This is a genomic window from Pseudomonas sp. FP2309 (genome assembly GCF_030687575.1).
Taxonomy (GTDB): domain Bacteria; phylum Pseudomonadota; class Gammaproteobacteria; order Pseudomonadales; family Pseudomonadaceae; genus Aquipseudomonas.
In genome coordinates, this window is the sequence record NZ_CP117439.1 from 40,635 (window position 1) to 54,526 (window position 13,892).

15 protein-coding genes are annotated in these 13,892 nt (G+C 60.5%); 11 read left to right on the plus strand and 4 right to left on the minus strand.

Annotated elements, in window-relative coordinates; all coding sequences use genetic code 11:
* Positions 1-52 precede the first annotated feature (52 nt).
* Positions 53-277, plus strand: coding sequence for a DUF1161 domain-containing protein (locus PSH59_RS00195; RefSeq protein ID WP_057011581.1), 225 nt, complete (start codon positions 53-55; stop codon positions 275-277).
* 59 nt (positions 278-336) lie between these two features.
* On the opposite strand, the gene PSH59_RS00200 is transcribed toward PSH59_RS00195, so the two are convergent.
* Positions 337-1,338, minus strand: a complete 1,002-nt coding sequence (locus tag PSH59_RS00200; protein ID WP_248083289.1) for an LLM class flavin-dependent oxidoreductase — start codon at positions 1,336-1,338, stop codon at positions 337-339.
* A gap of 218 nt (positions 1,339-1,556) precedes the next feature.
* Here PSH59_RS00200 and PSH59_RS00205 point away from each other — a divergent pair, with 218 nt between their 5' ends.
* Together PSH59_RS00205 and PSH59_RS00210 are read left to right on the plus strand one after the other, a co-directional pair.
* Positions 1,557-1,988, plus strand: a complete 432-nt coding sequence (locus PSH59_RS00205) for an OsmC family protein (protein WP_003170750.1) — start codon at positions 1,557-1,559, stop codon at positions 1,986-1,988.
* Positions 1,989-2,223: 235 nt separating this feature from the next.
* A complete protein-coding gene (locus PSH59_RS00210) occupies positions 2,224-2,463 on the plus strand; it encodes a DUF1161 domain-containing protein (protein ID WP_248083290.1) in 240 nt (79 codons plus the stop codon).
* On the opposite strand, the gene PSH59_RS00215 is transcribed toward PSH59_RS00210, so the two are convergent.
* Positions 2,464-2,886, minus strand: a complete 423-nt coding sequence (locus PSH59_RS00215) for a hypothetical protein (RefSeq protein WP_248083291.1) — start codon at positions 2,884-2,886, stop codon at positions 2,464-2,466.
* A gap of 74 nt (positions 2,887-2,960) precedes the next feature.
* Here PSH59_RS00215 and PSH59_RS00220 point away from each other — a divergent pair, with 74 nt between their 5' ends.
* A complete protein-coding gene (locus PSH59_RS00220; RefSeq protein WP_305394019.1) occupies positions 2,961-4,004 on the plus strand; it encodes an aminopeptidase in 1,044 nt (347 codons plus the stop codon).
* A gap of 16 nt (positions 4,005-4,020) precedes the next feature.
* Here the strand turns inward: PSH59_RS00220 and PSH59_RS00225 are convergent, their stop codons facing one another.
* Together PSH59_RS00225 and PSH59_RS00230 are read right to left on the minus strand one after the other, a co-directional pair.
* The gene (locus PSH59_RS00225; protein ID WP_305394020.1) at positions 4,021-4,680 is read right to left on the minus strand and encodes an HAD family hydrolase; all 660 of its coding nucleotides are present in this window, start codon (positions 4,678-4,680) and stop codon (positions 4,021-4,023) included.
* Positions 4,677-5,219 (minus strand): gamma carbonic anhydrase family protein, encoded by a 543-nt coding sequence (locus PSH59_RS00230; protein WP_248083294.1) that lies wholly within the window; start codon positions 5,217-5,219, stop codon positions 4,677-4,679. The genes PSH59_RS00225 and PSH59_RS00230 overlap by 4 nt, the downstream gene beginning before the upstream one ends.
* 101 nt (positions 5,220-5,320) lie before the next feature.
* On the opposite strand from PSH59_RS00230, the gene prlC reads away from it, so the two are divergent.
* From prlC to PSH59_RS00265, 7 genes are all read left to right on the plus strand, one after another.
* Entirely contained in the window at positions 5,321-7,372 is a 2,052-nt protein-coding gene (gene prlC, locus PSH59_RS00235) for an oligopeptidase A (protein WP_305394021.1), read from the plus strand.
* Positions 7,369-7,644, plus strand: coding sequence for a YheV family putative zinc ribbon protein (locus tag PSH59_RS00240; protein WP_248083296.1), 276 nt, complete (start codon positions 7,369-7,371; stop codon positions 7,642-7,644). The genes prlC and PSH59_RS00240 overlap by 4 nt, the downstream gene beginning before the upstream one ends.
* Positions 7,645-7,891: 247 nt before the next feature.
* Positions 7,892-8,644 (plus strand): gluconate 2-dehydrogenase subunit 3 family protein, encoded by a 753-nt coding sequence (locus PSH59_RS00245; RefSeq protein WP_248083298.1) that lies wholly within the window; start codon positions 7,892-7,894, stop codon positions 8,642-8,644.
* 2 nt (positions 8,645-8,646) lie between these two features.
* Positions 8,647-10,431, plus strand: a complete 1,785-nt coding sequence (locus PSH59_RS00250; protein ID WP_305394022.1) for a GMC family oxidoreductase — start codon at positions 8,647-8,649, stop codon at positions 10,429-10,431.
* A 12-nt stretch (positions 10,432-10,443) separates the two neighbouring features.
* Positions 10,444-11,742 (plus strand): cytochrome c, encoded by a 1,299-nt coding sequence (locus PSH59_RS00255; protein WP_305394023.1) that lies wholly within the window; start codon positions 10,444-10,446, stop codon positions 11,740-11,742.
* 70 nt (positions 11,743-11,812) lie between these two features.
* A complete protein-coding gene (locus PSH59_RS00260; RefSeq protein WP_248083301.1) occupies positions 11,813-12,868 on the plus strand; it encodes a PA0069 family radical SAM protein in 1,056 nt (351 codons plus the stop codon).
* A 226-nt stretch (positions 12,869-13,094) separates the two neighbouring features.
* Positions 13,095-13,826 (plus strand): carbonic anhydrase, encoded by a 732-nt coding sequence (locus PSH59_RS00265; RefSeq protein ID WP_248083302.1) that lies wholly within the window; start codon positions 13,095-13,097, stop codon positions 13,824-13,826.
* The last annotated feature ends 66 nt before the right edge of the window (positions 13,827-13,892 follow it).

Below are 13,892 nucleotides of genomic sequence, written 5' to 3' on the forward strand. Positions count from 1 at the left end.
GACCCCCTGTGTGTCGGCACGCTCTTTTTGATCAGCGCAAGGAAAGTAACGGATGAAGAAGTTCCTGCTAGCGGTAGGTTTGTTGAGCATCGCGGGCACAGCCCTGGCGGCGGGCAAGCCTTGTGAAGAGCTTAAAAGTGAAATCGCAGCGAAGATCGATGCCAAAGGCGCGTCGGGTTATTCGCTGGAAGTCGTAGATAAAGGCGCCTCAACCGACGCCCAAGTGGTTGGCACCTGTGAAGGTGGCACCAAGGAAATCGTCTATAAGCGCGGTTAATCCCGTGTTGCAGACATAAAAAACCGACGCAGGTGCGTCGGTTTTTTTTCGCCTGGGGGTTATGCCTGCATCAACTGCGCGAGCAGCTCGTAGGAATGAATTCGGTCGGCGTGTTCATACAGGTCGCAGGTGAAGATCAGCTCGTCGGCGCCGGTTTGCTCGATCAGCACCTCCAGCTTGGCGCGGATCTTCGCCGGACTGCCGACCATGGCCAGGCCGAGGAAGCTGCCGACAGCGTCTTTTTCGTGAGGCAGCCACAGGCCGTCCATGGTTTTTACCGGCGGGCGCTGCACCAGGCTCTGGCCGCGCATCAGCGCGAGGATGCGCTGGTACACCGAGGTGGCCAGGTAGTCCGCCTGTTCGTCGGTGTCGGCCGCCACCAGCGGAATGCCGAGCATCACGTAGGGCTTGTCCAGCACGGCCGAAGGCTTGAAGTGATTGCGGTAGACGCGAATCGCCTCGTGCATCAGGCGCGGTGCGAAATGGGAGGCGAATGCGTAGGGCAAACCGCGCTCCCCTGCCAGCTGCGCGCTGAACAGGCTGGAACCCAGCAGCCAGACCGGGACGTTGGTGCCGGTACCGGGCACGGCGATCACCCGTTGATCGGGTGTGCGCGGGCCCAGGTAGGCCATCAGCTCGGCCACGTCCTGCGGGAAGTCGTCGGCGCTGCCGGAGCGCTCACGGCGCAGGGCGCGGGCGGTCATCTGGTCGGAACCGGGTGCGCGCCCCAGGCCCAGGTCGATACGGCCGGGGTAAAGGCTTTCCAGGGTGCCGAACTGTTCGGCGATCACCAGCGGCGCATGGTTGGGCAGCATCACGCCGCCGGAGCCGACGCGGATGGTCGACGTGCCGCCGGCCAGGTAACCCAGCAACACCGAGGTGGCCGAGCTGGCGATGCCGTCCATGTTGTGGTGTTCGGCCACCCAGAAACGGTTGTAGCCGAATTTTTCCACGTGCTGGGCCAGGTCCAGGGAATTGCGCAGCGACTGCGCCGGGCTGCCATTGGCGCGCACGGGCACCAGGTCGAGGGTCGAGAATTTCACGTCGGACAGCGATTTCATAAGCCTGCTTCTCCAATGGGGGCGCAGGCTTCTTAGACGAACCAAAACCTGCTGCTTCATGTGCATGTTCTATGCAATGAGGGCATATACCCGAGATTCAATAGCTGAGCTGGAAATTTCCTACTAAATTCCTGGGTTTCTCCGACAAGGTGAACTTTGCCCCGCCGTCTATCCTCAGAACCCTTACTGACGCAAAACCACCGTTCGAGGAGACCGCTATGAGTATCGTTAAAAAAGCATCCGCGCATTGGGAAGGTGACCTGAAGACTGGCCTGGGTTCCATCTCCACGGAAACCGGGGTACTGCGTGAAGCGCCCTACGGCTTCAAGGCGCGTTTTGAAGGCGGCAAGGGCACCAACCCGGAAGAGCTGATCGGCGCGGCCCATGCCGGCTGTTTCTCGATGGCCTTTTCCATGATTCTCGGCGACGCCGGCTTGAAGGCTGACAGCATCGACACCCAGGCTGAAGTGACGCTGGACCAAGTCGACGGCGGCTTTGCGATTACCGCTGTGCACCTGATTCTCAAAGCCAAGATCCCCGGCGCAAGCCAGGCGCAGTTCGATGAGCTGAGCAAGAAGGCCAAGGAAGGGTGCCCGGTGTCCAAGGTGCTGAACGCGACCATCACCCTGGATGGCACGTTGGTAAACTGACAAACCCGCCATTCACAGGGGGTTAACTGTAGGGCGGGCCTGCCGTGGTGAGCGGGCTTGCCCAGCATTGGGCTGCAAAGTGGCCCCATGGGTTTGCAATGTACCCATGCCGGGGCCAGCCCCGCACCCACCTTCCGCTATGCGTTAAATCAGAACTCGTGTTTGCAAACTGTGGTCGAATAGCCATGCAGCCTAGGCGCACACCCGTGCGCGGTGCATTCAGGGAGCTTCACACATGAAACGTTTTGCCTTGGCGATCATCTGCGCTGTGTTGGCCACATCGGCCGTGGCCGCTCCAAAAGATTGTGAAGAACTCAGGAAAGAGATTGAAGTGAAGATCCAGGCCAAGGCGATTCCGTCCTACACCCTGGAAATCATCACCGCCGAAGAAGCCCAGAACCACGACAGTGCCATGATTGTCGGCTCATGCGAAAACGGCACCAAGCGCATCATCTACCAAAAAAACAACGACTGATCAGAGGCAGTTGACGCTGCGTTCCTCGGCCAGCAACTGCCGCGCTGAGTCGTACAGCCGAATGTTGGGCGTGAAGGCCAGCGAGCGCCCCTCCAGCACATAGCGCCGGCCTGCCTGGAAATGCTCGTACTGCAAGGTCATGAAGCAGGTGCGGTACTGCATGGCGCTGAATCCGCCCAGGCCTCCGCCGGAAGGCACCTCAAAGTCAAAGCGCACCATCAGCTCATGCGCTCCGGGCGGCATTTGGAAATAACGTCCGTCGTTAAGGTTTTTGCCGTCCAGGCGCTGCGCCATCACCAGTTTGGCACCCGGCGTCGGCGTGGCGAAATCGACCCAGGCTTGCTGCGGATCGGCTGGCGGCACGGGGGTCGACGTACAGGCACTGATGAGCACGACGGCGACGCAAAGCAAGAGCTGACGCATGACAGGCACTCGGCGATAGGTGGGTGATTTCTGTCAGTATAAACACGAACCTATCACCCAGGAGCAGTCAGGGCATGGTCAAAGGCTTTCTTGCGGTGCTCATGCTTATGCTGCTCAGCGGCTGTTCCAGCGTCAGTTATTACAGCCAATTGGCGGGCGGTCAGTGGCAGCTCTTGCGGGCGAGAGAGCCGGTTGCACAGGTGATCGCCGATCCGGCCCGCGCGCAGTCGTTGCGTGAGCATCTGGCTCAATCCCAGAGGGCACGAACCTTCGCCAGTGAACAACTGCACCTGCCTGACAACCAGAGTTACCGGCTGTACGCCGATATCGGCCGGCCCTACGTGGTGTGGAATGTCTTTGCCACGCAGGAATTTTCGCTGTCGCCTGAAAACCATTGCTTCCCCATCGCCGGTTGTGTGGCCTATCGCGGCTACTACAGCCAGGGCGCGGCCCGCGGTGAGGCGGCGTTGTTGCGCCAGCAGGGCATGGATGTATCGATTGGCGGTGTTGAGGCCTATTCCACCTTGGGCTGGTTCAATGACCCCATCATGAGTTCGATGATGCACTGGGGCGATGAACGCCTGGCCACGTTGATTTTTCATGAGCTGGCCCACCAGCGTTTTTATGTGAAGGATGACACGGAGTTCAACGAGTCATTCGCCACCTTTGTCGAACAGGAAGGCACCCGCCAATGGCGCGCCGTCCGTGGGCTGGCGCCGCAGAGCGAGGCGACGCGGCAACAGCGCGACCAGTTTATCCAGCTGATTCTCGATACCCGCAAACGCCTGGAAACCCTCTACGCCCAGCCGTTGGCGGCGGACGCAATGCGCCAGGCCAAGGCGGCGCAGTTCGAGCGCTTGCGCCGTGAGTACCGCCAGTTGCGCGACGGCCCGTGGCGCGGCGACAAGCGTTATGACGCCTGGATCAACCAGCCGATGAACAACGCGCGGTTGCTGCCGTTTGGGCTGTATGACCGCTGGGTACCGGCCTTTGCGGCGTTGTTCAGGCAGGAAGGTGGGGACTGGCTGAAGTTCTATGCCGCGGTGGAGAAAATGGGTGGGTTGCCGGTGGCGCAGCGAAAGGCGGCGTTGAAGCAGTTGGAGGATCTTGATTTGTAGGGCCCTGATGGCGGCCTCAAGACCCCTGCAAAAATGCCCGATGCATGTCAGCCAACGTCTCGAAATGCCAGGTCGGCGCCTCGGCGTTCAACTCTTCGAAGCTGCCAAACCCATACCCCACCGCCGCGCAATCCACCCCATTGCTGCGCGCGCCGATCAGGTCGTGTTTGCGGTCACCAATCATTAGGGTGGTGGCCGGGTCCAGGCCTTCTTCGCTGATCAAATGCGCAATCAGCTCAACCTTGTTGGTGCGCGTGCCATCCAGCTCGCTGCCGTAGATCACCTTGAAATGCTTGGCAAAGTCAAAATGCCGGGCGATTTCGCGGGCAAAGACCCACGGTTTGGAAGTGGCCACGTACAGGTGGCGTCCTTGATCGTTCAGGGCCTGCAGCAGCGGCATCACCCCGTCGAACACACGGTTTTCATACAGGCCGGTGACTTTGAAACGCTCGCGGTAAAAATTCACCGCTTCCCAGGCCTTGGCTTCATCGAAGCCATAGAACTGCATGAACGCTTGCAGCAACGGCGGGCCGATGAAGTGTTCGAGTGCTGTCAGGTCCGGCTCATCAATGCCCAGCTTGCCGAGCGCATATTGGATCGAGCGGGTGATGCCTTCGCGTGGGTCGGTGAGGGTGCCGTCCAGGTCGAACAAGACGGTCTGGTAACGCTGGGTCATCGATCGAATCCTTCAGCCAGGTGCAGGTCTTTGAGCTTCACGTAGTTCGCGGCGCTGTAGGTGAAAAAGGCGCGTTCCTTGTCAGTCAGGGCGCGGATCTGCTTAACCGGGCTGCCGACGTACAAAAAACCGCTCTCGAGTTTCTTGCCCGGCGGCACCAGGCTGCCGGCGCCGATGATGACATCGTCTTCGACCATCGCGCCGTCCATCACGATACTGCCCATGCCGATCAGGATGCGGTTGCCCACGGTGCAGCCATGCAGCATGACTTTGTGGGCGATGGTCACGTCATCGCCGATCAGCAATGGGAAGCCATCAGGATTGAACGGCCCGGCGTGAGTGATGTGCAGCACGCAGCCGTCCTGCACGCTGGTACGCGCGCCGATGCGGATGCGGTGCATGTCGCCGCGAATCACGGTCAATGGCCATACCGAGCTGTCGGCGCCGATTTCGACATCGCCGATTACCACCGCCGAAATATCGACAAAAGCCCCGGCGCCCAGGGTTGGCGTGTGGTTCTGATAGGTGCGAAGGGTCACGATAGCCTCTCTCTCTTCTGCTGATAGCTGCGGTGGGCGTTGATTGTAATTAAGATGGCCCCATCTTTGTCTTACCTGTTTCTTCAGCCAAGGTGCCAACCGTGAGCGCGAACAACCCTCTTTTGCAGTCCTACGACCTGCCGCCATTCTCGGCGATCCGTGCCGAGCACGTTCAGCCGGCCATCGAACAGATCCTCGCCGATAACCGCGTGGCCATCGAAGGCATCCTGCAAAGCCAGGGTAAAAATCCTACCTGGGCCGGGCTGGTGCTGGCCATGGACGAACTCAACGACCGCCTGGGTGCCGCCTGGAGCCCGGTCAGCCATCTCAACGCGGTGTGTAACAGTCCTGAACTGCGCGAAGCCTACGAGGCTTGTCTGCCGGCGTTGAGCGCGTACTCCACCGAGATGGGCCAGAACCGCGAGCTGTTCCAGGCCTTCGAAGCCCTGGCCAACAGCCCCGAAGCTGCCGGTTTCGATGTGGCGCAAAAAACCATCCTTGAGCATTCCCTGCGTGATTTCCGCTTGTCGGGTATCGACCTGCCGCCGGAGCAGCAGAAGCGCTACGCCGAAGTGCAGAGCAAATTGTCCGAGCTGGGCAGCAAGTTCTCCAACCAACTGTTGGACGCCACCCAGGCCTGGACCAAGCACGTCACTGATGAAGCCACCCTCGCCGGCCTGACCGACTCGGCCAAGGCGCAAATGGCCGCCGCGGCCCAGGCCAAAGGCCTTGACGGCTGGCTGATCACCCTGGAATTTCCCAGCTACTACGCCGTGATGACCTACGCCCAGGACCGTGCCCTGCGTGAGGAAATCTACGCCGCTTATTGCACCCGTGCGTCGGACCAAGGCCCCAACGCCGGTCAGAACGATAACGGCCCCGTGATGGAACAGATCCTCGACCTGCGTCAGGAACTGGCGCAATTGCTCGGTTTCGCCTCGTTCTCCGAGCTGAGTCTGGCCACCAAGATGGCCGAATCCAGCGACCAGGTGCTGAGTTTCCTACGAGACCTGGCCAAGCGCAGCAAGCCGTTTGCGGTTCAGGACCTGCAACAGCTCAAGGCCTACGCCGCCGAACAAGGGTGTGCCGATCTGCAAAGCTGGGACAGTGGTTTCTACGGCGAAAAACTGCGAGAGCAGCGCTACAGCGTGTCTCAGGAAGCCCTGCGAGCATACTTCCCGATCGACAAAGTACTGGGCGGCCTCTTCGCCATTGTGCAGCGCCTGTACGGCATCGAGATCGCCGAGCAAAAAGGCTTCGACACCTGGCACCCGGATGTTCGCCTGTTTGAAATCAAGGAGAACGGCCAGCACGTCGGCCGTTTCTTCTTCGACCTGTACGCCCGCGCCAACAAACGCGGCGGTGCCTGGATGGACGGCGCCCGCGACCGTCGCCGCACGGTCGACGGTGTACTGCAAAGCCCGGTGGCCAACCTGGTGTGCAATTTCACCCCGGCCGACAGCGGCAAGCCTGCCCTGCTGACCCACGATGAAGTCACCACGCTGTTCCACGAATTCGGCCATGGCCTGCATCACCTGCTGACCCGCGTCGAGCACGCTGGAGTGTCCGGCATCAACGGCGTGGCCTGGGATGCAGTGGAGCTGCCAAGCCAGTTCATGGAGAACTGGTGCTGGGAGCCGGAAGGTCTGGCGCTGATCTCCGGCCACTATGAAACCGGTGAGCCGTTGCCGCAGGACCTGCTGGAAAAAATGCTCGCGGCGAAGAACTTCCAGTCCGGCCTGATGATGGTCCGCCAGTTGGAGTTTTCGCTGTTCGACTTTGAGATGCACGCCACCCACGGCGACGGCCGCACGGTGGCCCAGGTGCTGGAGGGCGTGCGGGACGAGGTCTCGGTGATGCGTCCACCCGCGTATAACCGCTTCCCCAATAGCTTTGCGCATATTTTCGCCGGGGGTTACGCGGCCGGGTACTATAGCTACAAGTGGGCCGAAGTACTGTCGGCGGATGCCTTCTCCAAATTCGAGGAAGACGGTGTACTCAATGCCGACACCGGTCGCGCCTTCCGTGAGGCGATCCTGGCGCGCGGCGGCTCCCAGGCGCCCATGGTGCTGTTCGTCGACTTCCGCGGACGCGAGCCGTCGATTGACGCACTCTTGCGCCACAGCGGCCTGAGTGAGGATGCGGCAGCATGAGTGACGCGCCTGTGGTGACCAAAAAGCAATTTATCGCCGGGGCTGTCTGCCCGGCGTGCAGCGAGCCGGACAAGCTGAAAATGTGGACCGAAGACAGCGTGCCGCACCGTGAATGCGTGGCCTGCGGCTATACCGATACCCTGAATGATCAAGGATTGTCGGTGCCCAAGGAGCTGGGGACGCGGGTCAATACCTCGGCATTGAAAGCGCCGGCTGATCCAAAGGTTCAGGCGGTGCAGTTCTTCCCCAATCCGAAGCTGAAAAAAGACTGACGGACCTGTCCGAGCCCAATGGGGGCTGGCTTGCCTGCGATAGCATCACCTCGATCTGACGGAAGATCGAGGCGTTTGCATCGCAAGCACGCCAGCCCCCACTTTTATGTCTGCGGGTCAGCGATTTCCCTGCCTGATTCTTAGCCTGCTATCATTTGTAACTATTGATTGCAGTTCGCTGCCACAACATGACAAGCCGCTCCCTAGAAGCCGCTGTTAAACCCGTGACCCCACGATGAGGTGCCTCGTGTCTGACCAAGATCAAGACAACCCCCGGCGTGACTTTCTGCGCAAATCCTTGACCTTGATCCCGGTGGTCACGGTTGCCAGTACTGGCCTTGGTGGCTCGATGCTGATGGCGACGCCGCAGCCTGCCCAGGCCGCGCCTGCCACGCCGGTGACCCGCGCGAAGGCCTATGAACCGAGCTATTTCACTGCCGAGGAATGGGCGTTCATCAACGCCGCCGTCGAGCGCCTGATCCCCGCCGATGCCCAAGGCCCAGGCGCCCTGGAAGCCGGTGCGCCTGAATACATCGATCGTCAGATGAACACACCGTATGCCAGCGGCGCGCTGTGGTTCATGCAAGGTCCGTTCAACGCTGATGCCGCGCCGGAGATGGGTTGGCAGAGCAAATTGGTGCCCAAAGAGATCTACCGCCTGGGCATTGCCGCCACGGATGCTTGGTCGAAGGCGTTCAACGGTAAAGCTTTTGCTGCGCAAGACAGCGCTACCCGAGACGACATGTTGCGTCGTCTGGAGGCTGGCGGCACTGAGCTCAGCGCGCATTTCGAGGCGGTGCCGCCCAAGGTGTTCTTCAACCTGTTGTTGCAAAACACCAAGGAAGGCTTTTTTTGCGACCCGATCCACGGTGGCAATAAAGGCATGGTCGGTTGGACCATGATCGGTTTCCCCGGCGCGCGCGCCGACTTTATGGACTGGGTGGAGCGCAACGAGCAGTACCCCTTCCCGGCTGTTTCCATCCGCGGCGAGAGGGCATAAACGTGGCGACCATCATGAAAAAAGTCGATGCAGTGATCGTAGGCTTCGGTTGGACCGGCGCGATCATGGCCAAGGAACTGACGGAAGCAGGCCTCAATGTGCTGGCGCTGGAGCGCGGCCCGATGCAGGACACTTACCCGGACGGCAACTATCCCCAGGTCATCGACGAATTGACCTACAGCGTGCGCAAAAAACTCTTCCAGGACATTTCCAAAGAGACCGTGACCATCCGCCATAGCGTGAATGACGTCGCGTTGCCCAACCGTCAGCTCGGCGCCTTCCTGCCGGGCAACGGCGTCGGTGGCGCGGGTTTGCACTGGTCCGGCGTGCATTTTCGCGTGGACCCGATCGAGTTGCGCATGCGCAGCCATTACGAAGAGCGCTACGGTAAAAATTTCATTCCCAAGGACATGACCATCCAGGACTTCGGTGTCAGCTACGAAGAACTGGAGCCATTCTTTGACTACGCGGAAAAAGTCTTCGGTACCTCCGGCCAGGCCTGGACGGTGAAGGGAAAACTGGTGGGCGAAGGCCGTGGCGGCAACCCGTACGCACCGGACCGGTCCAACCCGTTTCCATTGGAATCGCAGAAAAACACCGTTTCCGCACAGTTGTTTCAGAAAGCGGCGGCTGAAGTGGGTTACAAGCCCTACAACCTGCCCTCCGCCAATACCTCGGGGCCATACACCAACCCTTACGGCGCGCAGATGGGGCCGTGCAATTTCTGCGGCTTTTGCAGCGGCTACGTGTGCTACATGTACTCCAAGGCCTCGCCGAACGTGAACATCCTGCCGGCGCTGCGTCAGGTGCCGAACTTTGAGCTGCGGCCCAATTCCCAAGTACTCAAGGTCAATCTCGACAGCACTGGTAAGAAAGCCACGGGTGTGACCTACATCGACGCCCAGGGCCGTGAGATCGAGCAACCGGCGGACTTGGTGATCCTCGCGGCGTTCCAGTTCCACAACGTGCGACTGATGCTGTTGTCGGGCATCGGCAAGCCGTACGATCCCATCACCAATGAGGGCGTGGTGGGCCGCAATTTCGCCTACCAGAACATGGCGACCATTAAGGCGTTCTTCGATAAGGACACCCACACCAATAACTTCATCGGCGCCGGCGGCAATGGCGTGGCGGTGGATGACTTCAACGCTGATAACTTTGACCACGGCCCGCACGGCTTTGTGGGCGGTTCGCCGATGTGGGTCAATCAGGCCGGCAGCCGGCCTATTGCTGGCACGTCCAACCCGCCCGGCACCCCGGCCTGGGGCAGTGCGTGGAAGCGTGCCACCGCGGATTACTACACCCATCAGGTGTCGATGGATGCCCACGGTGCTCACCAGTCCTACCGAGGTAACTACTTGGATCTGGACCCGGTGTATCGCGATGCCTACGGCCTGCCCTTGCTGCGTATGACGTTCGACTGGCAAGAAAACGACATCAAGATGAACCGCTTTATGGTCGAGAAGATGGGCAAGATCGCACAAGCGATGAACCCCAAGGCGATTGCCCTGCTCGGCAAAAAAGTCGGTGAGCACTTCAACACCGCGTCGTACCAGACCACCCACCTCAACGGTGGCGCGATCATGGGCACCGACCCGAAAACCAGTGCATTGAACCGCTACCTGCAGAGCTGGGATGTACACAACGTGTTTGTCCCCGGCGCGTCCGCGTTCCCACAGGGCCTGGGCTACAACCCGACCGGCCTGGTGGCGGCGCTGACCTATTGGTCGGCGCGAGCCATCCGCGAGCAGTACCTGAAAAACCCCGGCCCGCTGGTTCAGGCATAAGGAGCGATGACCATGAAAACACTTGTTATCGCCACCTTTGCTCTGCTCAGCAGTTGCTCGATCAGCGCCGCTGAAGCTGATGTGATCAAACAGGGCGAATACCTGGCGCGCGCCGGCGATTGCGTGGCCTGCCACACCGCCAAAGACGGCAAACCCTTCGCCGGCGGCTTGCCGATGGAAACCCCGATCGGCGTGATTTACTCCACCAACATCACGCCAGACAAAACCGGGCTGGGCGACTACAGCTTCGACGCTTTCGACAAGGCCGTGCGCCATGGCGTCGCCAAGAACGGTAGTACGCTTTACCCGGCGATGCCGTACCCGTCCTATGCGCGTGTCAGCGACAGCGATATGCAAGCGCTGTACGCGTACTTTATGAAAGGGGTGGAACCGGTCGCCCAGGAGAACAAAGACAGCGACATTCCGTGGCCGTTAAGCATGCGCTGGCCGCTGGCGGCGTGGCGCTGGATGTTCGCGCCTGAGGTGGCGGCTAAACCGGCAGCGGCGGACGCCGACCCGGTGATCAGCCGCGGCGCCTACTTGGTAGAAGGCCTCGGCCACTGCGGCGCGTGCCATACGCCGCGTGCCCTGACCATGCAGGAAAAGGCCTTGAGCGCTGCCGATGGCGCTGCCTTCCTGTCCGGCAGTGCGCCGTTGGAGGGTTGGATCGCGAAAAGCCTGCGCGGCGACCACAAGGACGGTCTCGGCAGTTGGAGCGAGGAGCAGTTGGTGCAATTTCTCAAGACCGGCCGCAGCGATCGCAGTGCGGTGTTTGGCGGCATGAGCGATGTGGTCGTGCACAGCATGCAGTACATGTCGGACACCGACCTGACCGCTATCGCCCGTTACCTCAAAAGCCTGCCGGCGGTGGATCCCAAGGACCAACCGCATCAATACGATAAACAGGTGGCTGAAGCACTGTGGAACGGCGACGACCGTCAGCGAGGGGCCTCGGTGTACATCGACAACTGTGCAGCCTGCCATCGCACCGATGGCCATGGCTATACACGGGTGTTCCCGGCGCTGGCGGGCAACCCGGTGCTGCAGACGGCGGATGCCACGTCGTTGATCAACATCGTGTTGAATGGCGGCACCTTGCCGGCCACCCGCACCGCGCCGTCCACCTTCACCATGCCGGCGTTCGCCTGGCGGCTGTCGGACCAGGAAGTGGCGGATGTGGTGAGCTTCATCAGGGGCAGTTGGGGCAACAAAGGTGCGCCGGTAAACGCCAGTGAAGTGGCGGACCTGCGCAAGAATGATCTGCACACCACCTCGGGCGATGACTTGGGGCAGGTGACGCAAAAGCACTGACCGCCAAACGGCACTGGCAAGAAGCCCTGCGCCTCGATACTGTATATAAAAACAGTATAGAGGCGCTTTTATGTCTAATCCGCCGCTCCGAGGCCGGGGCACTGGCACCCATCTGCACAACCGCTTTGCGCCCACCGTCAGCGTGGTCGAGGATGACGGCTGGTTCCAGGAAGTGCCGCCGACCCAGGGCACCGAAGTGCGCATCGAAACGGCCAAGACCATCATCACCCGCAATAACTCGCCGGATCTGCCGTTCGATCGCTCAATCAACCCTTATCGTGGCTGCGAGCATGGCTGTATCTACTGCTATGCGCGCCCCAGTCATGCTTATTGGGACCTGTCGCCGGGGCTCGATTTCGAGACCAAACTGATCGCCAAAAGCAACGCAGCCGACGTGCTGGAACAGCAATTGTCAAAACCGGGGTATGTATGTGCGCCGATCAATCTGGGTTCAAACACCGATCCGTACCAACCCATCGAGCGTGAGTACAAGATTACCCGGCAAACCCTGCAAGTGCTGCTGCGCTACCGGCACCCGGTGACCATCATCACCAAAGGCTCGTTGATCCTGCGCGACCTCGACCTGCTGGCCGAACTGGCGAGCCAGCGCCTGGTGGCGGTGATGATCAGCCTCACCAGCCTGGACGATGAACTCAAGCGCATTCTGGAGCCGCGCACGGCTGCGCCCAAGGCACGGTTGCGGGCGATTCGGGTGATGCGCGAGGCGGGAATTCCAGTGGGCGTGTTGTGTTCGCCCATGATCCCGATGATCAATGACAGCGAGTTGGAGAGCCTGCTGACGGAGGCCCACGCCGCAGGTGCGCAAAGCGCTGCCTACATGATGCTGCGTCTGCCGCTGGAGGTGGCGCCCTTGTTCGAGGAGTGGCTGGCGGCGCATTACCCGCAGCGGGCTGCCCATGTGATGAGCCTGGTACGGCAGGTGCGCGGCGGTGAGGTCTATGACAGCCGCTTTGGCGTGCGCATGCGCGGCGAAGGGCCGTTTGCTGATCTGCTGGCCCAGCGTTTCAGCAAGGCGATCAAACGCTTGGGGCTCAATCGTCGCGACGGGTTCAACCTGGATTGCACGGCATTCTGTCCACCGGGCAGGCAGATGGCGTTGTTGTAGACTGAGCAGGAAGAGTGCGTCACTTCTGTAGGAATAGTCGCGTTTTGACATCACTGAAACCCCCGATCTAGAGCGGTTCATTCAGTTTGAGTTAAGTTTCGGCCGCTACCTTGATCAGCGAATGACTGATGAGTCGGGGTCTGGCTTTTGGGGTGACACAACTATTTCACTGGCCAGGCGTCGAACTGACTTGAACACTCCCCTGCACTAACCAAGAGGATGAATCATGAGTGATAAGGATAAACAGCCGTTGGCTGCGTCGGCTTCAGCCCCTGAGGTGGCGGAGTCCGCCGATGCAGCGCTAAAGCACATCGTTGACGGTTTTTTGCATTTCCATCACGACGTCTTCCCCCAGCAGGAAGAGCTCTTCAAGAAACTCGCGACGGCCCAGAGCCCACGGGCGATGTTCATTACCTGCGCCGATTCGCGCATCGTGCCGGAACTGATCACCCAGAGTTCCCCTGGCGACCTGTTCGTAACCCGTAACGTCGGCAACGTCGTACCGCCCTACGGCCAGATGAACGGCGGCGTGTCCACCGCCATCGAGTACGCGGTACTGGCCCTGGGGGTGCAGCACATCATCGTCTGCGGGCACTCCGATTGCGGCGCCATGCGCGCGGTACTCAACCCGGACAGCCTGGAAAAAATGCCGACGGTCAAAGCCTGGTTGCGCCATGCCGAGGTCGCCAAGACCATGGTTCATGACAACTGCGACTGCGCCAACGAAGGCGAGAGCATGCAGGTGCTCACCGAAGAAAACGTCATCGCCCAGTTGCAACATTTGCGCACCCACCCTTCCGTGGCTTCGCGCATGGCCAATGGCCATTTGTTTATCCATGGTTGGATCTACAACATCGAGACCAGCGAAATACGGGCCTACGATGCCGATAAAGCGGCGTTCCGACCGCTGAACGGCAACGAGCCGATTCCTTCAGCGACGCCTAAAGCGCGCTTCTAAAACACTTCCCTGCCGGGTAATGCGGTGGCTGCCATGGACGCAGCCAGGCTTTACCGCGCCCGGCGA